Source organism: Kribbella sancticallisti, assembly GCF_039530625.1.
GTDB lineage: Bacteria > Actinomycetota > Actinomycetes > Propionibacteriales > Kribbellaceae > Kribbella > Kribbella sancticallisti.
In genome coordinates, this window is sequence record NZ_BAAAOS010000056.1 from 126,292 (window position 1) to 150,296 (window position 24,005).

At 67.4% G+C, this 24,005-nt stretch carries 26 protein-coding genes and 1 tRNA gene; 8 read left to right on the plus strand and 19 right to left on the minus strand.

Annotated features, from left to right (window positions below; all coding sequences use genetic code 11):
• Positions 1-3: 3 nt before the first annotated feature.
• Together ABD255_RS35365 and ABD255_RS35370 are read right to left on the minus strand one after the other, a co-directional pair.
• Entirely contained in the window at positions 4-312 is a 309-nt protein-coding gene (locus tag ABD255_RS35365) for a hypothetical protein (RefSeq protein WP_344221149.1), read from the minus strand.
• Complete coding sequence (locus tag ABD255_RS35370) at positions 309-1,172, minus strand: phytanoyl-CoA dioxygenase family protein (RefSeq protein ID WP_344221150.1); 864 nt, start codon at positions 1,170-1,172, stop codon at positions 309-311. The genes ABD255_RS35365 and ABD255_RS35370 overlap by 4 nt, the downstream gene beginning before the upstream one ends.
• Before the next feature lie 113 nt (positions 1,173-1,285).
• Between ABD255_RS35370 and ABD255_RS35375 the strand changes: the two genes are divergently transcribed.
• Positions 1,286-2,080, plus strand: coding sequence for an AraC family transcriptional regulator (locus ABD255_RS35375; protein ID WP_344221151.1), 795 nt, complete (start codon positions 1,286-1,288; stop codon positions 2,078-2,080).
• Between the two features lie 220 nt (positions 2,081-2,300).
• On the plus strand, positions 2,301-2,684 hold the full coding sequence (locus tag ABD255_RS35380) for a hypothetical protein (protein ID WP_344221152.1): 384 nt from the start codon (positions 2,301-2,303) through the stop codon (positions 2,682-2,684).
• An 85-nt stretch (positions 2,685-2,769) separates the two neighbouring features.
• Here the strand turns inward: ABD255_RS35380 and ABD255_RS35385 are convergent, their stop codons facing one another.
• Both ABD255_RS35385 and ABD255_RS35390 read right to left on the minus strand, forming a co-directional pair.
• Entirely contained in the window at positions 2,770-3,720 is a 951-nt protein-coding gene (locus ABD255_RS35385) for a phosphotransferase enzyme family protein (RefSeq protein WP_344221153.1), read from the minus strand.
• Positions 3,721-3,800: 80 nt separating this feature from the next.
• The gene (locus ABD255_RS35390) at positions 3,801-4,292 is read right to left on the minus strand and encodes a YajQ family cyclic di-GMP-binding protein (protein WP_344221154.1); all 492 of its coding nucleotides are present in this window, start codon (positions 4,290-4,292) and stop codon (positions 3,801-3,803) included.
• Positions 4,293-4,374: 82 nt separating this feature from the next.
• On the opposite strand from ABD255_RS35390, the gene ABD255_RS35395 reads away from it, so the two are divergent.
• A tRNA-Tyr gene (locus tag ABD255_RS35395) sits at positions 4,375-4,457 on the plus strand.
• Between the two features lie 78 nt (positions 4,458-4,535).
• Here ABD255_RS35395 and ABD255_RS35400 read toward each other — a convergent pair.
• A complete protein-coding gene (locus ABD255_RS35400; protein WP_344221155.1) occupies positions 4,536-4,661 on the minus strand; it encodes a hypothetical protein in 126 nt (41 codons plus the stop codon).
• Positions 4,662-4,675: 14 nt separating this feature from the next.
• The gene (locus tag ABD255_RS35405) at positions 4,676-5,092 is read right to left on the minus strand and encodes a tetratricopeptide repeat protein (RefSeq protein WP_344221157.1); all 417 of its coding nucleotides are present in this window, start codon (positions 5,090-5,092) and stop codon (positions 4,676-4,678) included.
• A 277-nt stretch (positions 5,093-5,369) separates the two neighbouring features.
• On the opposite strand from ABD255_RS35405, the gene ABD255_RS35410 reads away from it, so the two are divergent.
• On the plus strand, positions 5,370-6,515 hold the full coding sequence (locus ABD255_RS35410) for a hypothetical protein (RefSeq protein WP_344221158.1): 1,146 nt from the start codon (positions 5,370-5,372) through the stop codon (positions 6,513-6,515).
• Between the two features lie 10 nt (positions 6,516-6,525).
• Here the strand turns inward: ABD255_RS35410 and ABD255_RS35415 are convergent, their stop codons facing one another.
• Positions 6,526-7,515 (minus strand): NADP-dependent oxidoreductase, encoded by a 990-nt coding sequence (locus ABD255_RS35415; RefSeq protein WP_344221159.1) that lies wholly within the window; start codon positions 7,513-7,515, stop codon positions 6,526-6,528.
• 63 nt (positions 7,516-7,578) lie between these two features.
• Here ABD255_RS35415 and ABD255_RS35420 point away from each other — a divergent pair, with 63 nt between their 5' ends.
• Entirely contained in the window at positions 7,579-9,228 is a 1,650-nt protein-coding gene (locus ABD255_RS35420) for an AfsR/SARP family transcriptional regulator (protein WP_344221160.1), read from the plus strand.
• A 142-nt stretch (positions 9,229-9,370) separates the two neighbouring features.
• Here ABD255_RS35420 and ABD255_RS35425 read toward each other — a convergent pair whose 3' ends face one another.
• Both ABD255_RS35425 and ABD255_RS35430 read right to left on the minus strand, forming a co-directional pair.
• Complete coding sequence (locus ABD255_RS35425) at positions 9,371-10,264, minus strand: hypothetical protein (RefSeq protein ID WP_344221161.1); 894 nt, start codon at positions 10,262-10,264, stop codon at positions 9,371-9,373.
• Positions 10,265-10,470: 206 nt separating this feature from the next.
• Complete coding sequence (locus tag ABD255_RS35430) at positions 10,471-10,893, minus strand: MarR family winged helix-turn-helix transcriptional regulator (protein WP_344221162.1); 423 nt, start codon at positions 10,891-10,893, stop codon at positions 10,471-10,473.
• 96 nt (positions 10,894-10,989) lie between these two features.
• Between ABD255_RS35430 and ABD255_RS35435 the strand changes: the two genes are divergently transcribed.
• Entirely contained in the window at positions 10,990-11,874 is an 885-nt protein-coding gene (locus ABD255_RS35435; protein ID WP_344221163.1) for an LLM class flavin-dependent oxidoreductase, read from the plus strand.
• Positions 11,875-11,941: 67 nt separating this feature from the next.
• Here the strand turns inward: ABD255_RS35435 and ABD255_RS35440 are convergent, their stop codons facing one another.
• Both ABD255_RS35440 and ABD255_RS35445 read right to left on the minus strand, forming a co-directional pair.
• Entirely contained in the window at positions 11,942-12,634 is a 693-nt protein-coding gene (locus ABD255_RS35440) for an RraA family protein (protein ID WP_344221164.1), read from the minus strand.
• 41 nt (positions 12,635-12,675) lie between these two features.
• Positions 12,676-13,221 carry a P-loop nucleotide/nucleoside kinase family protein gene (locus ABD255_RS35445; RefSeq protein WP_344221165.1) on the minus strand — a complete coding sequence of 182 codons (546 nt, stop codon included), beginning with the start codon at positions 13,219-13,221 and terminating at the stop codon, positions 12,676-12,678.
• Between the two features lie 212 nt (positions 13,222-13,433).
• Between ABD255_RS35445 and ABD255_RS35450 the strand changes: the two genes are divergently transcribed.
• Positions 13,434-14,228 carry a class I SAM-dependent methyltransferase gene (locus ABD255_RS35450; RefSeq protein ID WP_344221166.1) on the plus strand — a complete coding sequence of 265 codons (795 nt, stop codon included), beginning with the start codon at positions 13,434-13,436 and terminating at the stop codon, positions 14,226-14,228.
• A gap of 1 nt (position 14,229) precedes the next feature.
• Here ABD255_RS35450 and ABD255_RS35455 read toward each other — a convergent pair whose 3' ends face one another.
• The 3 genes from ABD255_RS35455 to ABD255_RS35465 form a co-directional block, all read right to left on the minus strand.
• Positions 14,230-15,063, minus strand: a complete 834-nt coding sequence (locus ABD255_RS35455; protein WP_344221167.1) for an RNA methyltransferase — start codon at positions 15,061-15,063, stop codon at positions 14,230-14,232.
• Between the two features lie 344 nt (positions 15,064-15,407).
• Complete coding sequence (locus tag ABD255_RS35460; protein ID WP_344221168.1) at positions 15,408-15,866, minus strand: hypothetical protein; 459 nt, start codon at positions 15,864-15,866, stop codon at positions 15,408-15,410.
• 70 nt (positions 15,867-15,936) lie between these two features.
• Positions 15,937-16,770, minus strand: a complete 834-nt coding sequence (locus ABD255_RS35465) for a helix-turn-helix transcriptional regulator (protein WP_344221169.1) — start codon at positions 16,768-16,770, stop codon at positions 15,937-15,939.
• A gap of 152 nt (positions 16,771-16,922) precedes the next feature.
• Between ABD255_RS35465 and ABD255_RS35470 the strand changes: the two genes are divergently transcribed.
• Positions 16,923-18,188: a vanadium-dependent haloperoxidase gene (locus tag ABD255_RS35470; RefSeq protein WP_344221170.1), complete on the plus strand. Its 1,266-nt coding sequence runs from the start codon at positions 16,923-16,925 to the stop codon at positions 18,186-18,188.
• A gap of 32 nt (positions 18,189-18,220) precedes the next feature.
• Here the strand turns inward: ABD255_RS35470 and ABD255_RS35475 are convergent, their stop codons facing one another.
• The 5 genes from ABD255_RS35475 to ABD255_RS35495 form a co-directional block, all read right to left on the minus strand.
• Complete coding sequence (locus ABD255_RS35475) at positions 18,221-18,562, minus strand: VOC family protein (RefSeq protein WP_344221171.1); 342 nt, start codon at positions 18,560-18,562, stop codon at positions 18,221-18,223.
• A gap of 141 nt (positions 18,563-18,703) precedes the next feature.
• The gene (locus ABD255_RS35480; protein WP_344221172.1) at positions 18,704-20,770 is read right to left on the minus strand and encodes a beta-galactosidase; all 2,067 of its coding nucleotides are present in this window, start codon (positions 20,768-20,770) and stop codon (positions 18,704-18,706) included.
• A 26-nt stretch (positions 20,771-20,796) separates the two neighbouring features.
• Complete coding sequence (locus tag ABD255_RS35485) at positions 20,797-21,714, minus strand: carbohydrate ABC transporter permease (RefSeq protein ID WP_344221173.1); 918 nt, start codon at positions 21,712-21,714, stop codon at positions 20,797-20,799.
• On the minus strand, positions 21,711-22,616 hold the full coding sequence (locus ABD255_RS35490; RefSeq protein WP_344221174.1) for a carbohydrate ABC transporter permease: 906 nt from the start codon (positions 22,614-22,616) through the stop codon (positions 21,711-21,713). Before ABD255_RS35490 ends, ABD255_RS35485 begins: the two co-directional genes overlap by 4 nt.
• Positions 22,613-23,992 carry an ABC transporter substrate-binding protein gene (locus tag ABD255_RS35495; protein WP_344221175.1) on the minus strand — a complete coding sequence of 460 codons (1,380 nt, stop codon included), beginning with the start codon at positions 23,990-23,992 and terminating at the stop codon, positions 22,613-22,615. Before ABD255_RS35495 ends, ABD255_RS35490 begins: the two co-directional genes overlap by 4 nt.
• Positions 23,993-24,005 lie beyond the last annotated feature (13 nt).

A 24,005-nucleotide genomic window follows, 5' to 3' on the forward strand; every position in this document is an offset into this window, starting at 1 on the left:
GGCTCATACCGTGACAGGGACCAACTTCTCGAAGAAGAACTCGTGCTTGAGGAACGAGACGTCGTACTCGTGACCGGGCTGGGGCGGGAGCAGTTGCGCGGCCTGGAAGAGGCGCCAGCCGTCCTTGAGCGCTTCGAGACCGCTCGCGTACGGCGGCACGTCGGAGTCACCCGTCGTCGGTGAGGTCTCGCCGGTGCCGTCGTACGTCGACCAGCCCACCACCCGCGAGTCCAGCGCGGAGGAGGCAAGGTAGAGCACCAGGACCTGCTGGCGGACGGTCTGCTGCTGGACGGCGTTGGTGGTGGCGGTCATGCCATCTCCTTCTTCGCGGCGTGCGGGTTGAGGCTGCGCTGGGCCACGACGCGGCGCGGACGGTTGGATACCCGCGTCACCCAATAGTCCGGGTCGTACGTGTCGTCGCCGGTCAGGGCCTGCCACAGCTTGACCCGGTTGTAGATCTCCAGCCGGCCGGTGGCGTTCTCGTACCAGGGGAAGGACTGGCCGAGCTCCGCGGCCACCCCGTCGTCGTACAGGTCGTCGGTGTTCCACAGCCGGACCTGGCGGACGGTCGGGTTGAAGCGGATCTTGAACATGTAGCGGTCGATGTCACTGTCGTTCTTGCGGCCACCATGCCAGATGCCGTGGTGCAGGAACACCACCGTGCCGGGCGGGCAGGTGAGACGAATCTGGCCGAGCAGGTTCTGGTAGCGGCCGGTGTCCGACTCGTTGGTCCGGCGCAGGTGGCTGCCAGGCACGCTCAGGGTGCCGCCCATCTCGAGCGTCACCTCCTGCGGGTAGTACATGAGTTGCACGTCGAAGGCGTCCTCGCGGACGTCGATGATCGCGTCGCCGTGCAGGTTCTGCGCCTCGCCCTCGTTCGCCTTGCGGATGTGGACCGCATGGTGGTCCACCGTCGGCTCGGGGCCGACCAGGCTGTGGATGGCGCCGGCGACCTCCGGCAGCCGCACCAGCCGCTGGACGAACTCGCTGTCCACGAACGCCTCCGACAGCGGCGTGCCGTAGGGGACGCCGGGGATGCCGGCCTGCAGGACGCCGAGGGCCTCCTGGTTCATCTCGTCCGGCACGACGGCGTCCATCCGGAACGCGCCGGTGGCGACGAAGTGGGCCATCTGGACGGAGGTCAACAGGTTCTTGCGATGCGGATCGGGCATGTCTCTCCCTCTCGGGGCGACGGGGGTCCGTGGTGGTCACTACTCGTCCAGGTTAGGGTCGCCCGTTCTTGTTTCGCGTGGGTTGAGTTCACCACTGGTGGTAATTTCTCACCATGACGGAACTGGTCGGGTTGCACCTGACGGAGCCGCCCGAGGTGCTGGCGGTGAGCGTCGGGTTGCACGGGATCCGCAATCTGCGGGACGTCTTCCGGTTGCCGGACCTGTGGCAGCTCCACCTGTACGGCTACTCCGCGGACCTCATCGTCAACGGCACGACGTACCCGGTTTCGCCTGGCTGGGTCAGCCTGACGCCGGCCGGGGTCCAGGTGGAGTTCGCCTACCGAGGTCGATCCGAGCACCTCTACGCACACTTCCGTCCGCGCCTGGTTGGCCGGCCGACCGCAGTACCGGTTGTCCAGGACGCCGGTACCGCGGCGCCGGTCCTGTCCGACCTCCTGCGCCGGGCCATCGAGGCCTCACCGTCGGGGTCGGCCCGGGTGACTGCCGAGGTGTGGACCGCGTTGTGGCGCATCTCCCAGCTCAGCGCCTCGCTGTCCGAAGGTGGCGGTGCCGCCGGTCATCCAGCGGTCTCGGCGGCGATCGCGCACATCGAGGCGAACCTGTCCCGGACACTGACGGTGCCCGGCCTGGCTCGGGCCGCGGACGTCTCGCACAACCACCTGACCAGGCTGTTCCGCGCCGAGACCGGGATGACGGTGGTCGCCTACATCCGGCAGCGGCGGCTCGCCCACGCCCGGCACCTGCTGGTGTCGTCGACGCTCTCGATCCCGGCGGTCGCGGCCTCGGTAGGCATCCCCGATCTCCAGGCCTTCAACAAGGCGTGCCGCCGGGAGCTGGGCGGTTCACCCCGTGCGGTCCGCGCCGGAAACGTGGTGCGGCACCGCTGATACAGCGTTCTCTTCGCTGCCACGGTGTTTTAGTTGCCGATCACGGCACGTGCCACGAACCGAACATCTGGCCGCAGCACACCTAGTGGGGTTGGGCTTCGAGGTGGCAGCGGTGCGTGCTCGGACCAGCACTCTGGTGGTCTTGAACCGACCTCGATCCCCATGTCACAGTGCTGAAAGTCGCGAGCAACTGTGCTCGCGAGGGGGAGGGGAAAGATCCATGAACAAACTGCTTCGCCGTGCCCTGATGACGGGCGCCGGCGCGGTCGCGGTCCTCGGACTCGCCGTCGGGCCGGCCAACGCGCACTTCTGCTTCAAGACCAACCTGAACGCCAAGGCGGCACAGGGCCAGGCTGGTTCGGCCAACTGGGTGCCGTTCGGGGAGCTCGCCGCCGAGTTCCTGCCGGGCCTCTGTCCGGCGGGCATCGAGCATCTCGCCACCGCGGCCGGGGCGACACCGTCCACACTGATCAACACCCACGGCACGATGGCCGGCGGGACGTTGAAGAAGGGTGCGGACAGCGGCACCAAGTCGATCTCGCACCTCGACTTCGAGGCGCTCGACGCGGCGGTGCCGGACGCGTTCGCGCTCTGCGCCGGCTGACGTACTGCGGCCCCGGTTCGCTTCGGCGGGCCGGGGCTCTGCGTTCCGTTCAGTCCTGGGTTCAGTCCTGCGTTCGGTCCTGCGTTCAGGACAGCGTTCGTACCGCCAGGCCGTCGGGGCCGAGGGCGTCGCGGAGGATCTCGAGGCAGTCTTCTCGATCGGGGCCTTGGAGGGCCTGCTCGGACCACAGTGCGACGTCCTCGAGAGCTCGGGCGCAGCGGTAGTAGGTCAGGCGGGTCCGGTCGATGGTGACTTCGCCGTAGCCCTGGAAGAAGGCTCGGCGTTGCTCGTGGGTGGTCGGGCCAAGTGAGCCCATGCCGCCGAGCATGAACAGCAGATCCTGCTCACGCGGAGCCAGTACTGCGTCGTCCCAGTCGATCAGGTGGATTGTTGACGGGTCGACGAGCACGTTGCCCAGGTGCGGGTCCGCGTGGCAGATCACGCGTGGTCCGTTTGGTGGCTCGAGGTCGGCTGCCAGGTCCAGGAGCGCGGTGATGGTCTTCTGGTTCGCTTCCCAGATCCTGGCCAGGTCTGCCTCCAGCGAGTCGGCTGGGGGCTCGGTACGGAGACGATGCTCGATGCTGCGGGCGAGTGACGGCATGCGGGCGTTGATGGGGTTCAACGGGGGGAGTGCGGCTACTAGGGCCGGTGGTGGCTCCAGGGCATGCACCCGGCCCAGGAGAGCGCCGTACGAGGTCCACTGATCGGTGGTGAGTCCGGACGCGGCTGCACGGGTTCCGGGGATCCAGGGGGTGAGTGAGAGCCGCTTGCCTTCGTGTTCGCTCCAGAGTTCACCGGTGGTGGTTGTTACCGGGCTCGGGACGCCGGGGATGTTGTTGGCCGCTAGGTACGCGGTGGTCTGCAGGGCCGCGCCCGTACCACCGCCGCTCCACTTCACCGCGTACTGCCGGGGCTCTGTCGCAGTACGGGCCTGCCAGACGGTGGCGGCGGCGTCGGCGCCGTGGTCGATCCGGGTGAGTTCGATCACGTCCAGACCGAAATCGTCCCTGATCCACCGACGCAGTCTGTCCTCCACCCGGCCCACAATGCCCGGCCGAAAGCCCCCCAGGCGACCGGTTATCCGGCGCGGCGCGGGCGGGCGCCGCGGAGTGCGGGTCAGCGGTAGTTGACGAACTGGACCGCGAAGTCGAGGTCCTGGCCCTTGATCAGCGCCTGGACCGTCTGCAGGTCGTCGCGGCTCTTGCTGGAGACCCGCAGTTCGTCGCCCTGGATCTGCGCCTTGACGCCCTTCGGACCCTCGTCGCGGATCAGCTTGGAGATCTTCTTCGCGTTCTCCTGGGTGATCCCGGCGCTGATCGAGGCGTCGATCTTGTAGATCTTGCCGGACAACTTCGGCTCGCCGGCCTCCAGGCCCTTCAGCGAGATCTGCCGCTTGACCAACTTGTCCTTGAGCACGTCGAGGACGGCGTTGACCCGCTCCTCGGTGTTCGCCTGCATGTCGATCGTCTCGCCGGACAGCTTGATGCCCGCGTCTACGTTCTTGAAGTCGAACCGCTGGCTGATCTCCTTCGCCGCCTGGTTGACGGCGTTGTCCACCTCCTGGTGATCGACCTTGTTCACGATGTCGAAGGAGGACTCCGAAGCCATGGGCAGTTCCTTTCCGATTTGCTGTCAGGGGCACTGTCTGTTGTATCGTCTCTCACGCTGGTTCACGAACCGGCAGCACCCTGGCAGGTTGCCCGAGTGGCCAAAGGGAGCAGACTGTAAATCTGTCGGCTTATGCCTACGCAGGTTCGAACCCTGCACCTGCCACAGGGAGTTCGTAGTGCTGAGAGTGGCCCTTGATCTGCGGAAACGCGAGTCAGGGGCCACTGTCTATGTGCCGGCGTTTCAGGCGGCCGGGTTCTTCCGGACCGCCTTCAGGGCCTCGGTGATGTGCCGCAGGCCGTACGATCCCAAGGCGTCGGAGCCATCACGGCGGCGGAATCCGGCCCGTACGTAGCCGTCGTCGGCCACGTGGAACCAGCCGATCAGTCGGTCGACCTGCGCAGCAGCGCGTCGAGCTTCTCCTGCGCGCGGCGGGCCCACAGGGCGCTGGGATTGGAGCGATCGCCGTAGGCGATCGCTTGCCGGTAGTAGCCGGCTGCCTTCGCCACCTGCCCTTGTTCTTCGAACATGCCGGCCAGGTCAGTTGCGGCGCGCGGTGCCCAGGCCTCATGTCCGGAAGCGATGGCTCGCTCGTAGTACGACCGGGCACCTTCCCGGTCTTGTTGTTCCCGCAACACCGTGGCCGTCCACCAAGCACCGGCGGGTGCCCCATGGTAGGAGCCTGAGTCCGCGGCTCGGCGGAACGCCCGCAGAGCCGTATCGACCTTGCCGTCCAGGTAGAGACGATCACCTACCTTGATTGCCGAACGGGCAGTTCGCCAGCGGAGCGGCCAGAGCACGAGCTACCTCCTTGAGGAGTATCACTGAACTGGCACCCTACAGTTGGCTTTCTATGAGACTGGCTCGTGACCTGTACCGGTCACGACAACCAACCAATCAAGCGACACCAACGCAGATCGGATTCCCGGACTGCCAAGACCGCCTGCCCCAAGGGCTTTGCCGGCTCTGTCAGCTCTCGTGTCTGACCGGTTCGCAAGCCTGGGAATAGCCTCGGGGCAGGCCGGGGTTGCTGTCTAGGTCTGGTTTGGATGAGTGTGAGCGAGGAGAGAGCGGGCGATGAAACCCACCGAGTTCGTCAAGGTGAACAGTCAGTTCTGGGGGGATCACCTGCGGAGCGTGAGTGAGCATCTGCCCGCGAGTCACTCCCGGGAGTTGGCCGGGCCGCTGCTCTATCCGCGGATGCTGGTGCTGACCGAGACGCCGGACTGGAACATCCTGGAGTTGGTCGGGGTGAGCCGGGAGTACCGCTCGCTCGAGGTGAGGCGGCAGAAGGCCCAGAGCATCGACCAGTACTTCGGCGGCGCCGCGGCCGCGTCCGCGCCGGTCGTGCGGGTGCTGGACGAGAACGTCATCAAGGACGCGACGATCGCCACCCAGGGTGGGCGCGGCGCGCTGGGGACCAGGTTCCCGGGCGCCGAGAGCATCCTCGGCAACGAACTCATCGGTACCGGCGACAAACTCCTGCAGTTCGCGCCGGGGAACTACTCGGCGTTCGAGCGGGTCCTTCTCGTCTCCGGTGACGACTCGTCGGTGCGCGTTCACTGGACGTTCCTCGCGATCGCGGTGCACCGGTCCGAGCCGGCCGACAAGTACCGCGACTACCTGCAGCGGCTGGTCAACGCCTCGGATCACCTCGATCCCGTCGGCACCCTCAGCGTGCCGCGCGGCGAGGCGGAGCAGACCCTCAAGCGTGACCCGTTCGCCAGCACGTACCTGCTGCACGACCTCCAGAAGAACACGGTCGGCGACTTCCTGCAGCAGCACGAGGACATCCTGCTGTCGGCGTTCGACGCGACTCAGTTGATCCGCGAGCCCATCCTCGAGCGGCAGGACGACGCGGGCGCCGCCGCGATCACCCCGGACTTCATCCTCGAGCGCGCCGACGGCAGCCACATCATCGGCGACCTGAAGCTGCCCCTGCTTCAGACCGAGCCGGGCGGCAAGAAGCGCCGCCGCTCCTTGACCGTCCCCGAGGGCCTGAGCCGGCTCACGCAGTACGACGAGTACTTCGGAAGCCCCGAGAACCGCGCGTTCGTCAAGACGAAGTACGGCATCGAGGTCAACGAGCCGCGCAAACTCCTGGTGATCGGCAGCCACGAAACCGTCGACCCCACCGACGTCGACCAAGCGGCGCAAACAACCTCCGTCGAGATCATCGACTACGACACCATCCTCCGCCTCCACCTCGCCGCGAAGTCCTAGTCGGCAGGGTTCACAACCGGACGAGCATTTTGCCGGTGTTGGTGCCTTGGAGGAGGCCCAGGAAAGCGTGGGGGGCCTTGTCCAGGCCCTCCACGACTGTTTCTTGGGTGCGTAAGGTGCCGTCGGCTAGCCAGCGGGCGGCTTGGGGGATGTAAGCCGCGAGGCGGTCCAGGTGGTCGGTGACCAGGAAGCCTTGCAGAATTAGTTGTTTGAGGACTATGTCGTAGAGGTTGGTCGGGCCGGGGACGGGCGCGTTGTAGGTGCTGATCATGCCGATCGCGGCGATGCGGCCGCGCGGGTTGAGGGCGGTGATGGCGGCTTCCAGGTGGGAGCCACCTACGTTGTCGATGTAGACGTCGATGCCGTCAGGGGCCGCCGCCGACAGTTGCTCGGTGAGGGAGCCGGCGCGGTAGTCGATGGCGGTGTCGAAGCCGAACTCCTCGGTCAGCAGACGGGCCTTCGAAGGGCCGCCGGCTGAGCCGATGACGTGGGTGGCGCCGTACAAACGGGCCAACTGGCCGGCGGCGCTGCCGACCGCGCCCGCGGCGCCGGAGACGAAGACAATGTCGCCAGGGCGCACGCGCGCGACCTCGGTGACGGCCAAGAATGCGGTGAAGGAGGTCTGGCCGAGGCCGTTCAGATAGTCCTGCGGGCGGGCGATGGAGACATCCACGACGGTCGCATCATCCAGTACTGCGTACTCACGCCACCCCGCGAAGTGCAGCACGGTCGCGCCGACCGGGAGATCTGCGTTGCGCGAGGCAACCACCTCACCCACGGCATGACCTTCGAGCACCCTGCCAAGAGAGAACGGCTCGATGTAGGAGTCGCCGGCATCCATCCGGCCACGCATGTACGGATCAACCGACATCCAGGTGTTTCTGACCAGAACCTGTCCCTCCGCAGGTTCGGGCAGGTCGACAGTCGTCAGCTCGAAGTTGTCCGGGGTTGGCTCGCCGGTCGGGCGGGAGGCCAGCCGGATCTCACGGTTCGTCGTCACCCCAGCACGGTGCCGGAGAGCGCTTTAGCTCTACTCCCGATCCGCTGTAGGTACCGTGGCTGTGTGCGATTCGGAGTGCTCGGCCCGCTGGCCGTCTGGACCGATGACGGCCGTCCGGTTCCGATCCCCGAGGTGAAGGTCCGCGCGCTGCTGGCCGACCTGCTCACCCACGAGGGTCGCCCCGTACCGCCCGACCGCCTGATCGAGGACCTCTGGGCCGACCGCCTCCCGCGCAACCCGGGGGCCACGCTGCAGACTCGGGTCTCCCAGCTCCGCCGTGCCCTGGAGGCGGCCGAGCCCGGAGCACGCGACCTCGTGGTCTGGCAGCCGGCCGGTTACAGCCTCGCGCTCCCGCCGGAGAGCCTGGACTCGAGCCAGTTCCGCACCCTCACAACCCAAGGCCGCGACACCGCCGCAGCATCAACCCGTACTGCGCTCCTAACCGACGCGCTGAAACTCTGGAGAGGCCGGGCGTACGCCGACTTCGCCGACCAGGAGTTCGCCAGGCCCATGGCCGTCCGCCTCGACGAGGAGCAGGTGACGGCGCTCGGCGATCATGCCCAAGCCCGCCTCGACCTCGGCGAACACCAAGCCCTGGCGAGCGAACTGGCCGACCTCACCGCCCAGCACCCGTACTGCGAGCGCCTCCGCGCCGTGCACCTCCAGGCCCTCTACAGGTCAGGCCGGCAGCGCGAGGCTCTCACCGCCTACGAGGACCTCCGAGCACACCTGGCCGAGGAGCTAGGCGTGGACCCCAGCCCGGAATTGAGCGCACTCCACCAGGCCATCCTCACCCAAGACCCCGTACTACGCCCCGCCCCCGCCACCCCGTCGACCAACCTCCCGGCCACTCTGACTCCGCTGATCGGCCGCACCCAGCAGCTCACCCAACTGCACAACCTGCTGGCCTCAGAACGCCTGATCACCGTGACCGGCCCTGGTGGGATCGGCAAGACCGCTCTGGCTCTGGAAGCGGCTCGCACCACCGACCCAGCGCAGTACTCGGATGGCATCTGGTTGGTGGATCTCGCTAGCCCGGAATCAGTCGACAACCTCATCGCCCAAGCACAGGTCACACCGTCCAAGCGGATGCTGCTCGTGCTCGACACCTGCGAGCACGTCATCGACGAGGCAGCACTTGCAGCCGAGGCGCTGCTCAAGGCGACACCTGGTCTGCAGATCCTCGCCACCAGCCAGGAGCCCTTGGGCCTCCCGGGCGAGCGCCTGCTGACAGTTCCACCGCTGGAAGAGGCTGTAGATCTCTTCCTCACCAGAGCAGACCTAGAGCTGACACACGAGAACGCCGCCACCATCACCGAGATCTGCCGCCGCCTGGACAACCTCCCGCTAGCCATCGAACTAGCCGCCGCCCGAGTCCGCACCCTAGGCCTGGCCAAGCTGCGAGACCGCCTCGACGACCGCTTCGCAGTACTGGCTGCAGGTCGCCGCGGCGGACCACCTCGCCAGCAGACCCTCCGCGCCACCTACGACCGCACCTGGAACCTGCTCACCCCAGAAGAACAGTCCGTACTACGCCTCCTGGCCACTTACCCGAACGGGTTTCCGCCGGACGACGTTATGACCCGTCTGGTCGACCGCTCGCTAGTCATTATGACCGACACCTCCGATGGTCCGCAGTACTGCCTACTCGAGTCCATGCGGGCTTACTGCGCACGCGTCCAGAACGCGGAGAGTTCCGGCCACAAGAAGTAGTCGCGGCTGCAATGGCGCGCGGGCGGGAGGTCGCACACGTGGCGGGCTTCGGCGGCCAGGGAAGTTCCGAGTCATGGGCGCTCCCATTCCAAGAAGCAGTCCGGCGATTTCCGGCCAAGTGCCGTGGTGGCTCGGTCGTGAGCTAGAAGGAAACGCCGACAGCTGGGGCGACCTTGAACTTGAGATCCATCACCTCGTCCAAGAGGTCGCGAGCGAGGTTGACCGCGTCAATGGCGTCTTGGTAGCTCGCCGCGGCGATCCCGTGAATCCACTTGTTTCTCTTACTGCGGACGTCGCCGATCGCCGTGCTGAGTTCCGGGGAGATCGTTCCAGCCAATGTCATGACCTCGACGATGATGGATGCGGTGAAATCGCGCCCAGCCCATTGGGCACGACGTTTCCTCGTGACGCTCAAACTATGAAGAGCCGCTTGAGTGCGGGTGTACTCGTCCCACAGAGACTCCAGGAGGGATTCGCAAGCCGTCCACGCTGTGGCGACCGCCAGTTCGAAGTCGTGGCCTTTGCAGGCGTTCAGGGCATGGTTGGTGAGAGCGACAAGCGCGAGAGACTTAGGATGCGGACTTTGAAGCACCGCGTCCAGTTGCTTACACGCGTGCTCAATGGTCGCTGCAGGGCACGTGCCGTGCCTTTCGGGGAACGGAAGCAGGATGCCTTGCCCCGGTATTGAGGGAAGGTGCGCCAACCCTGGACCTCCGTAGCCCTTCAACGGGTCGTCGAAGTGCACCAGGTCTTCGTGGGTCACCCGAAATCCGCCGTAGCTGATCTTGTCGAGTTCGACTGTCGCTGAATGCAGGCATAAGGCGAATGCGTTGATCACCTGAACTCGTTCTCGCATGGCTGAAATCGCAATGTGGAGAAAATCATCGTTAAAGTGGTCGTCTTCTTCTGTTGGAAGCAAAGCCTCAGGCCAGTTAGTGAAGTCGAAGCCGAGGAAACTCCCAGCCGTGACCTCGATATTCAGACCTGATTCTAGGGCCCACTGACCGACAGGCGAGAAGAAATCTCCATGCTTCATCGCAATAGTTGGGTACTTCAACCCTGGATCTCTGACAAGCCATCTCGTCTCTGGATAAGTTAGTCCGCTTCTCATCGACCTCATTGTTGTAATGCACTCCAAATCGTTATCGGTGAATCGCAAAAGCTAGCTCGAGCTGTCGTCGTCAACTGCGAGTTGCTCCGTTGCGGCTTCGAGTGTGGCCCTGCTGTGCTATCGCGCGGCGATCAGCTGCCGGTGATCTGACCGATCGCCGCGATCAGGGTCTTGCGGGTCGCGGCGGGCAGGTCGGCGGTGCGGGCGTCGATGCGGTCGGTGAAAGCGTTGTGGGCCTCGTGGGCCAGCGCGAGGCCCTCGTCGGTGAGGGTGATCTCGCAGGCGCGGCGGTCGGTGGCGTGCGGAGTACGGGCGACCAGGGAGCGTCGTTCCAGCCGGTCGACCATGCTGGTCAGGCTGGAGCGCTCAATGCTGAGGATGCGGCTGAGCTCCGTCATGCCGAGCTGCCCGCCGAGCAGTACGCAGAGCAGGTGCGCCTGCTGCGGAGTCAACCCGAGCGGGCGGCTGGTCTCGGCGTACAGGTCCTGCAGAGCGTGCATCAGGGTGACGAGGGAGCCGACCAGTTCCGTGTCACTCGCTGTCTTGGTGGCCACCCCTCCACTGTAGTCCGACGTGTGGACTGTTAGGACTTCTGATATTTAGTAGAGCTAGTATTTAGGTCTACTAAGTATCTCCCCAGGAGGCAACTGATGAACGTGCGGTTCGGCTATGGATCGCCCGCGGACGTACGCGCGGCGGCGGACGTCGTCCGGCTGGCCGAACAGGCCGATCGCGACGGGCTCGACCTCTTCTCGCTCTCGGACCACCCCTATCTCCCCAACCTGCTGGATGCCTACGCGACACTCGCCTTCCTGCTCGGCCGGACCACCCGGATCTCCGCGCTGGCGAACGTCACCAACCTCCCGCTCCGCCCCGCACCGATGCTCGCCCGTACCGCGTCCGCCCTGACCGCGATCTCCAACGGCAGGTTCGTGCTCGGCCTGGGCGCGGGCGGCGCGCCGGACCGGATCGCGACGATGGGGGTGACGACCAAGCGCCCGGCGGAGGCGGTCGAATCCTTCGAGCAGGCGATGATCCTGGTCCGCCGACTCTCCGGCGGCGGCCCGGCCGTCACCGACCCGTACTCCGGGGCGACCGCGCTCGCGCCGTCGCCGATCGAGGCTGCGCAGATCTGGACCGGCTCCGTCGGCCCGAAGTCGCTGGCCGCGACGGGCCGCCAGGCTGACGGCTGGATCCCAGGCCACGCCGCCGACTGGCTGAGCGAGCCTTATCGGACCTCCCGCGCGATCATCGACGAGGCGGCCCTGGCGGTCGGCCGCAAACCGGCCGATGTCGCCACCGTCTACAACTTCCCCGGCCGGATCACCCAGCAACCGCTGGCGAAAGTCCGCGATGACGAGGGCCGCTGGCTGGGCGGTTCCCCCGCCCAGTGGATCGAAGAACTCACTTCAGCCGTCCTCGACCACGACGCCGCCGGCTTCATCCTCTTCCCGACCGGCCCCGACCCCATCGACGTCACCCTGAGCCGCTGGTCCCAGGAGATCGTCCCCGCTGTCCGGGCCGCGATCGGCTGAGTGCTCAGCCGTTCAGGTCCGCCAGTTCGTCGCCGCGGTGAGGTCTGAGGGCACCTCGCGAGCTCACTTACTCCTCGATCGCCCCACCGACGTTGCGCAGATGCTCGCGGAACGTCAGTGATGGCCGCTTCTTCCGCTCGGCCAGGTACAGGTCGAACCGCACCTGTTCCCGCAGCGAAGTACCGGAGTGGATCAGCTCGGCCTGACGTCGTTCAGTCGCGTGAATCGTCTCCGCAAGATCCAGGAGTTCATCAGCACGGTCCGCCGGAATGAAGACGACCCCGTCCTCATCACCCAGTACTACGTCCTCCCGGGTGACCGTGAACTCCCCGACGGTCGCGGCCTGCAGCGCGTCCTCCGGCAGCGGATCCAGCCGCAGCGGACCGGTCGGCATCGCCCCGAGGCTGAAGACCGGCAGGCCGATCGCCTGGATGTCGACGGTGTCGCGGTGCAGTCCCCACACCACCAGCCCGGCTACCCCCGCTGCCTTGGCTTCGAGTGCCACCAGATCGCCGACGCACGCCTCGTCCAGCCGGCCGCCATTGTCGACCACGAGCACGTTGCCTTCCTCGGCTGACTCGAACGCCTCCAAGAAGAGGTCGACGCTGCCGACATGCCGCGCGGGCAGCACCCGGCCGGCGACCTTGCCGGGGGTGACCGGCCGCAGCGAGACGGTCCGGACCGGAAGCCCCGCCCGCAGGCAGGCGTCGGCGACATGAGCAGTGCTGAGGTTCTCGAACCGCTTCTGAAGGTCAGCCATTCCCTGACCTTAGTCAGAGAACCGCCACGCCACCAGGGAATTCACCGCTGAAGGAATCCGGCGATCTCCGGCAGGCCCGGCCGATAACCGTCAGTGGTGTCCACCGTCAGGCTGGGCACGTCGAGAGTCACCGGCTCGAACGCGTCGTGCCCGCGACGCCAGGCGTCGGCCGACCGGTGACCGTCCTCGTGAGCCTTGCGTAGCGGGTTGTCGGTGGCGCGGGCGGCGATCCGGGCGTGGGCCACCTCGGCCGGGACCGTGCAGTGGACGATGCGCACGTCGGCCAACCCGAGGAACGGGCTGAGACCTGGCCCCCAGACGCGATCCTGGAAGGCGGCCTCGGCGACCACGGTGCAGCCGCGTCCGATCAACAGGCCGACGACGTCGAAGAATGTCGCCAGCGTGCGCATGGTGAGCGGATCCGACGGCCCGGGGACGAAACCGGGCGTCGCGTGCGCCATCCCCTCCTTGATCTCGTCGCGGCAGATCGCCGGACAGCCGATCGCGGCGGCGATGCGATGGGCGAGCGTGGTCTTGCCGGAGCCCGGGGGACCACTGATCACGATGAGCATGGGCTTCGAAGACACCCACGGCACCTTAGTGCACCGTACTCCGCCGTCCGGAGCACCGGCATCTACTGCCGTCCCGGCCGGCCGCACCCAAGGCCACCTAGGTATCTGTAAGGGTCTGGTGGTATTCGGCCCACTCCGTGGGTATCGCTATCTAAGACGATATGTCTCATAAGTCAAGATCACCCATTAGCCTGAGTCCAAGTCGGCGAGGACGAAGGAGTCCCGAAATGAACAACGTGTACACCCACGGCCACCACGAATCCGTACTGCGCTCGCACAGTTGGCGCACCGCCGAGAACTCAGCCGGCTACCTGATTCCCCACCTTCGCCCGGGCCAGTCCCTGCTCGACATCGGCGCAGGCCCCGGCACCATCACCGCCGACCTCGCCCGCCTCGTCGAACCGGGTCGAACCACCGCCCTGGAAGCCAGCGAGACCGCCCTCGACATCACCCGGTCCACCTTCGCCAGCCTGGACGTCGAGGTCGACTTCGTCGTCGGCGACGTGCACCGGCTGGACCTCCCCGACGACTCGTACGACGTCGTCCACGCGCACCAGGTCCTGCAGCACGTGGCGGATCCCGTCCAGGCGCTCCGCGAGATGCGGCGGGTCTGCAAGCCGGGTGGCATCGTCGCGGCCAGGGATTCGGACTACGACGCGTTCACCTGGTTCCCGGCGATGCCCGAACTGGACGAGTGGATGACGCTCTACCAGCGGATGGCGCGCGCGAACAGCGGCGAGCCGGATGCCGGTCGGCGCCTACTGTCCTGGGCCCTGGCGGCCGGCTTCGAGCACGTCGAGGCAACCGCGAGCAACTGGACGTTCGCCAACCCGGAAGATCGCGCTTGGTGGGGTGGCATGTGGGCCGACCGCATCCTCGAGTCCGACCTCGCCCGCCAGGCGCTGGCCGGCGGAGTACCGGAGGAGGATCTGCGACGCATCTCCGCCGCCTGGCGTGCCTGGGCGGACACTCCGGACGGCTTCATCTCCCTGCTCCACGGCGAGATCCTCGCCACGGCCTGAATCAGCCGGAACGACGAGCAGACCCGGCCCGCTGCCGGGAGACCTCGTACAGAACCGCGGTCGCGGCGTTGGCTGCGTTGAGGGAACTGGCCGAGCCGGTCATCGGGATCCGGACCAGGTGATCGGCCAGTTCCTTCCAGGCGGTGCTCAGTCCTGAGGTCTCGTTGCCGATCAGCAGCAAGGTCGGCCCGGTGAGGTCGAAGTCGAAGATGTCGGCCTCGCCGTGCTCGTCCGTGCCGACGATGACGATCGGGGTCCCGAGCGCCCGCTGCGTCTCGACCCAGGTCATCACCTCGCGCTGGGACGGGACCCGGACCGCGGGCAGCGCGAACAGCGATCCCGTGCTCGCCCGCACCGACTTCGGGTCGTAGACGTCGGCGGCGTGACCGGTGACGATCAACCCGTGGGCACCGAAGGCGTCGGCGGACCGGATGATCGAGCCGATGTTGCCGGGTCCCGTCGGCCGGTCGAAGACGACGCCGAGGAAGTCCGGTCCGACCTCGATCCGGTCGAGGTCGTCCGCGGGCATCTCCACCACCGCGACGACTTCGGGCTCGTCCTTCTCGCCGAGCTCGGCCAGGAGTTCAGGTGCCATGCTGACCCGCTCGGTTTCCCGCTGGGTCTGCAGCAGATCCTGGGCCCACCGCGACAGCGGCCGATCCGAGTCGTGGATCAGTGCGCGCAGCGTCCACCCGTGCTCCACGGCCAGGCTGATCGGCCGCACCCCCTGGACCAGGAACTCGCCGGCTCGCAGCCGCTTGTTCCGGTTCGAGAGCAGCGCGTGCCATACCTGGAACCGCGCGTTGCGGCTACCGATCCGCTGTACCGCGGCCATCAACCCTCCGTGAACTCGCCCGAACGACTCCCCACAGTACGAGGCTCGGCAGCCAGACCAGCAGGAGCCACGGCAGCCACCACCAGGAGTTCCCGGACGAGAGCTTCGGTTGCTCGACGGCCACGAAGGGCCGAGCAGTCGCCGACCAGGCCAGAAAGGCGTCTCCGATAGGTACCAGTCCCAGCGCATACCGCTTGGTGTTCAGGCCGGTGATCGGCCCACCGAGCAGTTCACCTTCGCGGCCGAGCACGGTCGCCAGCGAGTCGTTCTGAACTCTCGCGGCGCCCAGCGTAACAGCCGTCGCCGACAAGCTGACCCCGAACACCAGCGGCCCCGAGTCGACGTCACCACTCCCGTCGACCCCCTCGGGTGAACTCCGTGGTGTCGCGGGAGTCGGCCGGCTGCAGAGCCAGTACTGCGCCGCGGAGCCAGTTGGTCCAGCCGGCGTGGAATACGCCGTACCGGGGTGTCAGGGCGGGGTCGAAGGGCGCAGTACCGGCTGGTGATTGCACTCGGTCCAGGGACCAGCGGGCCTCGCGCAGGGCGTCCTCAGTACGGGCTGGTTCGGCGAGGCCGACCTGGACCCAGGTGAGGCCGTAGAGCACGTTGAGGAAGAAGTAGCCCTCGGGGAACAGCCGCTGGGCGTCGTGATCGGCCCCTCCTTCGATCGCTCCGCGGAGGAAGCGCAACTGCTTCACCGCGCTGTCCTCCGGGTCGGCCCGGGGGAGGACCAAGCGCGCGGTCGCGACGAGTGAATCCAAGGTGGCAAGGACGGCGACGCCCACCAGCAACTTGCGCAGCATGCTGTACTCCCGGACGTCGGTTCTGCTGCTGGAACCGTAGAACGTCGCGAAGGTCAGACCACGGAACCGGTCAGGCCGGCACGAGGTGTGCCGGGTGCAGGGCGGTTGCGAAGCGGTCGGGGAAGGCGCGGGCCAAGGCGGCCGCCCGGCTCGTCACGCCGAGCCGGCTGTGGATGTTCTCCATGTGTTTGCGGACCGTGCCCTCGGCGACACCCAGCCGGCGAGCGATCTGCCCGTTGGTGTGGCCGAGCGCGACCAGTTGCAGCAGTTGCCACTGGCGCTCGGTCAGGTCGGGGATGCCGCGGCGCTGCCGCTCGACCCGGAGGTGGATGGCGTAGAGGTGCGGCCGGAGCAGCAGGAAGATCGACCGGTCCCGCTCGGAGAAGGTGGGGCCGCTCTGCCGGAAGGCAACGAGCCGGAGCGTCCGGCCGGGGCCGCCCGGCAGAGTGAGCAGCATGCTGTGCTGCAGCCGGTCGGCATCGTCGAGGTAGAACGGGGTCGCCCGCCACTCGCGGGCCGAGTAGAAGTCCGACCGCATCGTCACGCCGCGCAGATCGCCCGACCGTTCCGGATAGCTGCACGGGCTTTGCCAGTAGTGCTGCCAGAAGGGATCGTCGGCGGGATCGTCGAAACCGTCGGCGAGGGTGAGTTCGTCACCGTCGTCCCGCGCGTCCATCAGGAAGGTGGTCCGCTGCTGAGCGGATTCGAGATCGTGCCAGGACAACTCGTCGCACCGGACCAGTGCACGGATCCGGTGCAGCACCCACCACGGAAGCCCGACCGAAGGACCGGAGTCGGCCGGGTCGGGCCCGCCTTCCTCCGCGATCGTGCTTCCAGCAGTCGCGACGATGTCCACCATCGTCTGCAGGTCGTCCTCGCTCAGCGCGATCGGCGTACCGGCCATGTCATCACCTTCCCCCGACCGCCAAGGTAGTCCCGAATCCGCGGCCGGGCCATACGCAGAACGTCGTATCGTCCGGCGGCCCCAGCGCGAGCACGCTGGCTGGCAGGCCGGTGATCGACCAGCGATACCGGCCGTCCAGGGGAGGAACGGAAATGTCTTGTTCTACAGGCCGGAGAAAGCTCGCGGCGCTGGCTGCCTGTATTGGTCTGCTGACGGCAGGTGGTCTGTTGTCGGCGGGCTCGGCAGTCGCGACGAAACCAGAACCGGTATCGGCCGCGCCGGTGCTGGACTGGAGCCGTTGGGCGGCCCAGGCCATCGTCGTCGGTCGTCCACCGGCGTCGTCCGAGGTGCTGATCGGCATCGTCCACGTGGCGATCGCGGACACCGTCGCGGGCCTCGGCCACGGCCGGCCGTTCCTGGTGGACGTCCGGGACGACCGCTTGGCCTCGGCTCGTGCCGCCGTGGCGACAGCGGCGTACGACGTACTGCGGGCGCGGGTGCCGGGGCAGCAGACGTTCCTCGATGCGACGTACGGCGAGTACCTGGCCGCAGTGCGGGACGGTGACGCGAAGACGCGCGGGGTGCGGTTGGGGCAGAAGGTGGCGGCCGCAGTACTGGCTTGGCGTGCGAACGACGGCATGGCGAATCAGGTGCCCTACGTGCAGCCGCCGGCCGGGCCTGGAGTCTGGGAGCCGACCGCGGTGACACCGCCGGTCGACATTGTTCTGACCCAGGTCAAGCCGTTGGTCCTGCGGTCGAGCACGCAGTTCCGGCCTGCTGGTCCGGACCCGTTGACCAGCAGGCGGTATGCCCGCGACGTCGCCGAGGTCGCCGCGGTGGGGCGGGTCGACAGTGCGGTACGGACTGAGAAGCAGACGGAGACTGTCCGCTTCTGGACGGACAACGCCGCCCAGTGGACCCGGGCGCTGACTGCGCTCGCGGAGACCAGGCAATTGTCGATCGGCGCAGCCGCCCGGATGTTGCTCCGGGTGCATGTCTCGGCCGCCGACTCACTGATCACGTGCTGGGCGGCCAAGTTCCACTTCACCAGTTGGCGGCCGGTGCACGCGATCCAGCGCGGCGACACCGACGGCAATCCGCGGACCGGCACGGACCCGACGTGGAGCCCGCTGCTCGCGGCGAACCACCCGGAGTATCCGTCGGGCCACTCCTGCTTCACCAACGCGGTCACGACGGCGCTCCAGTCGTACTTCCACACCGATCGGGTGCGGCTCGTCATCAGCAGCACGGTCACGGGGACCACCCGGAGCTATGACCGGCTGTCGGATGTTGGCGCCGACGTACGGGAAGCGCGGATCCTGTCCGGGCTGCACTTCCGGCACGCCATGCTCGACGGCGAGGTACTGGGCCGCGGCGTCAGCCACTGGGTCGCCGATCACCTGCGCGCCGCCCGCTGACGGCCGGCCGCTCGGCGACAGCCTGCTCTGGATCAGTCGACGGTCTGGAGCAGGCCGAGCGAGTTGCCGTCCTTGTCCGTCGTGGTGGTCAGCCGCTGGCGACCACCGGCGACCACCTGAGGATCGGCGGTGCGGATGCCCTTCGCGGTGAGTTCGGTGCGCGCGGCGTCGAGGTCGTCGACGGTGAAGTTGACCGCGGTCCGGCCGGCCCGCTCCGGGGCGTGGAATACCTGCACGATGCCGAGGTCGCTCAGGTGCCACTCGGCCAGGCAGTCCATCGGCCGGGTGTCGGCGGGGCGGCCGAAGAACGACTCGTACCAGTCACAGGCCGGGTCGAAATCCGCGACGGGAATCACTGCGAGTACTGCCTTCATCGTCACTTCCTCATCACCTTTCGGGCGGTTACCTCCAAGGTCGGTGCCCCGAACCTGTTCGTTGCATGCCTCGGCCGGTCAGCGCACGACTCGGCCGAGGAAGTCGGCGGGCACCTGACCCGAGGACCGGATCAGGTCAGGTCAGCTCTCGAGCAGAACCCGGACGTCCCAGGCGCCGAGACTCAGCTTCTCGCCGGCGCCGACAGCCGTCCCGTCGAGGACATCGCGGTGGGCGCCGGGCAGATCGAGGTCGGCAGGTTCCCAGGACCAGTTGTGCACGAAGCGCAGCCGGCGCCCGTCTCTGGCGGTTCCACTGGTCACGGTCACGCCGGCCGGGACCTCCTGTCTGTTCCGGGGAGCGATCCACCGGAACAGCGCGGTGGCGAGCTCCGGATCGGGCACTGTGCCGACGTAGGTGATCCGTCCCTTGCGATGGACCCGCGTGGTCACCGCCGCCCACCGGCCGAAGTGTGGATGCTCATACCTGGCGAGCACCTCGGCATCCGTCACCTGAAGCCCATCAGCCCAGCGCGTGCCGGCCGCGGCAGCCGGGAGCTCGAGCGGTGAGTCGACAGCCCGGACCGGCAGGTCGGTACTGAGGTTGCTGTACTCGTCGTACCAGACCCCCGCGGCCTCGGAGAGCCTCGCCGGCATCACCGCCGTGCGCGCGCGAGCCAACTCGTCGCCGTACGCCGTGCGCGGACCGACGACGAGGTGGCCGCCTGCAGCGGCGTAGTCGACCAGCAGATCCAGTACCGCGTCATCGGCGATGTAGAGCCCGGGCACGACCAGCACCGGGTGCTGTGCGACCAGTTCGTGGGCAGAGCCGGTGAACTGCCCGGTGTGCAGGAGGCGCACCTGTAGTCCGGCATCGAAAGCACCACGGTAGAAGGGATCGAAGAGCCCCTGGTACGACCGGTCGTCCGGGCTGCCGTCGTCGTGGGAGAGCGCCGGATACTTCTGCATCAACCACTTGGTCGGCAAGGAGTACAGCATGGTGATGTCGGCGTCCGGGATCACCCCCGCGACGAGCTCACCCGCCGCCTCCAGTTCGGCCCCCAGCCGCGCGAGTTCGGCATAAGTCCGTCCCGGCCGTCCGCTGTGCGGGATCACCCCGCCCCAGTAGGTCTCGGCACCGAAGTGCAGCGTGTGCCAGTGCCAGTACTCGATCATGCTCGCGCCGCGCGAGATCAGCGCCCAGGCGGCCTGCCGCCACTGCCCGTCGTACCCCGGCCGGTTGTCCCACGGATAGCCGATCGACTGCGCGTTCGTCTCGGTGACCAGGAACGGTTCCTGCCGGGACGAGAACATCCGGTCGGCGCTGAGGTAGAGCGCCCAGGTGCCGTTCGTCGTCCAGTGCTGTCGGCCATCCCCGTTGGACGGGAGCATCAACCCGTCCTGCATCGCGTAGTACGGATTTCCGGCGGTGACGTCGAGCCGGCTGGTCAGAGCGTCGTCCTCGATCGCCGGCCGCTCATAGGAGATACAGGTGGTGACGAACTGGTCGTCCCGCGCGTACTCGCGGACGATGTCGGCCTGCCAGCCGATGAACTCGGTCGTCTGGGCCGCCTGGAACCGGCGCCAGGCCAGGTCGTACTGCGGCTGCACGTTGCCGTCCGGGGTCCACAGATCCGCCCAGTCGGACAGCCGGTGGGACCAGTAGACCAGTCCCCATTCGCGGTTCAGCGTCTCCACGTCGCCGTAGCTGTGGCGCAGGTGGTCGACGAAGCGCTGGAACACGCCGTGGTTGTGGAACAGTTCGTTGCCCGGCTCGTTGTCGACCTGGAAGCCGATCACCGCCGGATGGCCGGCGTACCGGGCGACGATCGCGCGGATCACCCGCTCGGCGTGGAAGCGGAATCCCGGATGGGTGAAGTCGACCTCCTGGCGGGCTCCCCACGGGATCCGCTGACCGGTACGCCGCTCGCCGGCGATCTCCGGGTAGAGGCGGACGAGCCACGGCGGTACGGCGTACGTCGGCGTACCGAGCAGCACCGCGATGCCGCGAGCGTGGGCGCCGTCGAGCACCGGCTGCAGCCAGTCGAGGTCGAACCGCCCGTTCTCCGGCTCCCAGGTCGACCAGACGGATTCGCCCACCCGGATGACCGAGAAGTGGGCCTCGGCCATCAGGTCGAGATCTTCGTCCAGCCGCTCGCGAGGCTGGTACTCATGGTAATAGGCGGCGCCGAAGAGGACACGATGATGCACGGCGATCTCCAATGGGATAAGGGGTTTCAGTCCTTGACGCTGCCGGCGGACAGCCCGGACTGCCAGTAGCGCTGCAGCAGCAGGAACGCCGCGATCAACGGGATCACCGACAGCAGGGACCCGGTGACCACCGACGACAGCAGCTCGCCGGTCGATCCGCCGCCGCCGACGGACTGCGACGACCAGGCGGCCAGGCCGACCGTGACCGGGTAGAGCTTGGGATTGTTGAGCATGATGAGCGGCAGGAAGTAGTTGTTCCAGGTCGCCACCAGCGTGAACAGCAGGACCGTCACGAAACCCGGTGCCAGCATCCGCAGCGCGACCTGGAAGAAGATCCGGAACTCGCTCGCGCCGTCGATGCGGGCCGCCTCGATGATCCCGTCCGGGATCGCGTCCTGGGCGTAGATCCGCATCAGGTACAGGCCGAACGGGCTGACCAGCGAGGGCAGGATGATGGCCCAGGGAGTGTTCACCAGCCCGACCTTGCTGAACAGCAGATACGTCGGGATGGCGAGCGCCGTGGTCGGCACCATGATCGAGCCCAGCACCAGCGCGAACATCGCCCCGTTGCCGCGGAAGCGGTACTTGGCGAAGCCGTAGCCGCCGAGCGCGCACAGGAAGGCCGCGCCACCGGCGCTGACGACCGAGTAGAAGATGGTGTTGCCCATCCAGCGGGCGTAGACCCCGCCGTCGTAGGTGACGGTCTGGCGGATGTTGGACAGCAGCGAGAAGTCGTCGCTGAACCACAACCCGAAGCTGGCGAACAGGTCCCCGGTGGTCTTGGTCGAGGCGACGAACAGCCAGAAGAGCGGCAGCACGAAGTAGATCAGCAACGCGAGCATGCCGAGCGTGAGCACGGTGCTGCGCCGGTCGCTCAACGGCTTGTGTCTGTGCCCGGCCGTGACGTCGGCCGGACGCGCGGTGCGCGTGGCGATCGTGGTCATGACCTGCTCCTCCGGCCGGCGACGAACAGGACGGCGTACGACGCGACGATGATCACCAGGCCGAGCAGGAACGAGACCGCCGCGGCGTAGTTGACCTCCTGGCCGGTGAAGGCCAGCGTGTACGCGTACAGGTTGGGCGTGTAGGCACTGTCGATGACGCTCGGCGCGAGCCGCTGGAGCAGGTTCGGCTCAGCGAACAACTGGAAGCTGCCGATCACCGAGAAGATCAGGCAGAGCAGCAGGGCCGGCCGGACCGCCGGGATCTTGATGCTCCACGCCGTCCGCCAGGGCCCGGCACCGTCCACCGCCGCCGCTTCGTAGAGCTCGCCGGGGATCGCTCGCAGCGCGGCGTACAGGATGATCATGTTGTAGCCGGTGAACTCCCAGGTGACGATGTTCGCCATCGAGCCGAGCATCCAGGAGTCGCTGAGGAACGGCGGCACGGCCGCGCCCACCTTCTCGGCGAGCTGCGCGAACGGGCCGAAGTCCGGCCCGTACAGGTAGCCCCACATCAGCGCGGCGACCACGCTCGGCACGGCGTACGGCAGGAAGATGCCGAGCCGGAACACCTTGGACAGGCGCAGCAGCCCGCTGTCGATGGCAAGGGCCGCGAGCAACGAGACGACGAGCATGATCGGCACCTGGAAGAGGAAGAAGCGGGCGACCCGCAGCACACCCTCCAGCAGCCGGTCGTCGCCGAGCGCCCGCGTGTAGTTGTCCAGGCCGGCGAAGACCGTGCCGCCGATCAGCCGGTCCTGGAACAGGCTCAGGTACGCCGCGTACGCCAGCGGCACCACCAGCATGGCGAGGAACACCACCATGAACGGCGCGACGAACAGGTAGCCGCTGGCGGCGGGCGTGGTGCCGCCCCGCCGCCTGCCGGACGTGGTCGCCGTGCTCATTGGTTGACCTTGAAGCCCTGGTTCTTGGCGTAGTCGGTGGTACGCGACTGCCACTGGTCGAGGGCCGCGTTCGGGTCGGACTTGTTCGCGAAGGACTTGCCGACGGTCTCGTCCCAGTCGTTCACCGCCTGGTCCAGGAACGGCGGCCACTGGAACTCGGTGTCGACGGTGTCGCTGATCCCGGAGAACACCTGGTTCACCGTCTGGCCGCCGAAGAAGGCCGGCTTCTGCTGGACGAACTCGGGATCCGCGAGCAGGGCCTTGGTCGCCGGGAACAGGAACTGCTCGGTGGCGAACATCTTGGTGGACTCGGGGTCGGTGTTGAGGAACTCGGCCAGCTTCGCCGCCGCGATCGCGTTCTTGCTGCCCTTGACCACCGCGGTGGTCGAGCCACCCCAGTTGCCCGAAACCTGCTTGCTCGCGTCCCACTGCGGGAGCGGAGCCGCGCGCCACTTGCCACTGGTCGACTTGGCACTGCCGGACAGGAAGACCGGCCCCCAGGCAGCGGTCAGCCAGGTGGCGTACTGCCCGCGGTTCAGCGCCTGGTACCACTGATCGGTGAAGTCGGGATCGGCCGAGACCGAGCCGTCCTTGAGCAGGTCGCCCCAGTAGGTGCCGAGCTTCTTCGCCGTGTCGTCGTTGAGATTCACCTTCACGGAGTCGGCGGCGGTCGTCATGAACGGCTTGCCGCCCGCCTGCCAGAGCAGGCCCATCCACACGCCGGCCTGGTTCGAGGCGAGGTTCGTCATCGAGACCTTGGGGTCGGCCGCGTGCAGCTTCCTGGCCGAGGCCGCGAACTCGTCCCAGGTCTTCGGCGGGGTGATCCCGTGCTTGTCGAAGATGTCCTTGCGGTACAGCATTCCCATCGGTCCGGTGTCCTGGGGAATGCCCCAGACCTGCCCGCCGGTGCCACTGACCTGCTTCCAGGTCCAGTCGACGAACTTGTCCTTCAGGCCGGCCGACAGATACGGGCGCAGGTCCAGCAGGCTGTCGGTGATGGAGAAGGTCGGGATGTACTGGAACTCGATCTGTACCGCGTCGGGCGCGCCGGTGCCGGCCTTCAACGCCGTCCGGAGCTTGGTGTACTGCGGTTCGCCCTGCCCGGCGTTGACCACCTTCACCTTGATCGCCGGGTACTTCTTCTGGAACAGGTCGACCTCCTTCTGGATGTTGGGCACCCAGGTCCAGAAGGTCAGCTCGGTCGGGGTGGTCATGGCTTTGTCGATGTCGGCCTGGCTGGTGGCCGGGGCGGACTGGGGCGTGTCCGCGGCATCGCCGCCTCCGCCGCAGGCGGCCAGGGCAAGGGTGGCGGCAAGGAACAGGGCCGTGGTGTGCAGAGCACGGGAACGGCCGGTCGAACGCTGGAAGCGGATCACGGCGGAACTCCTT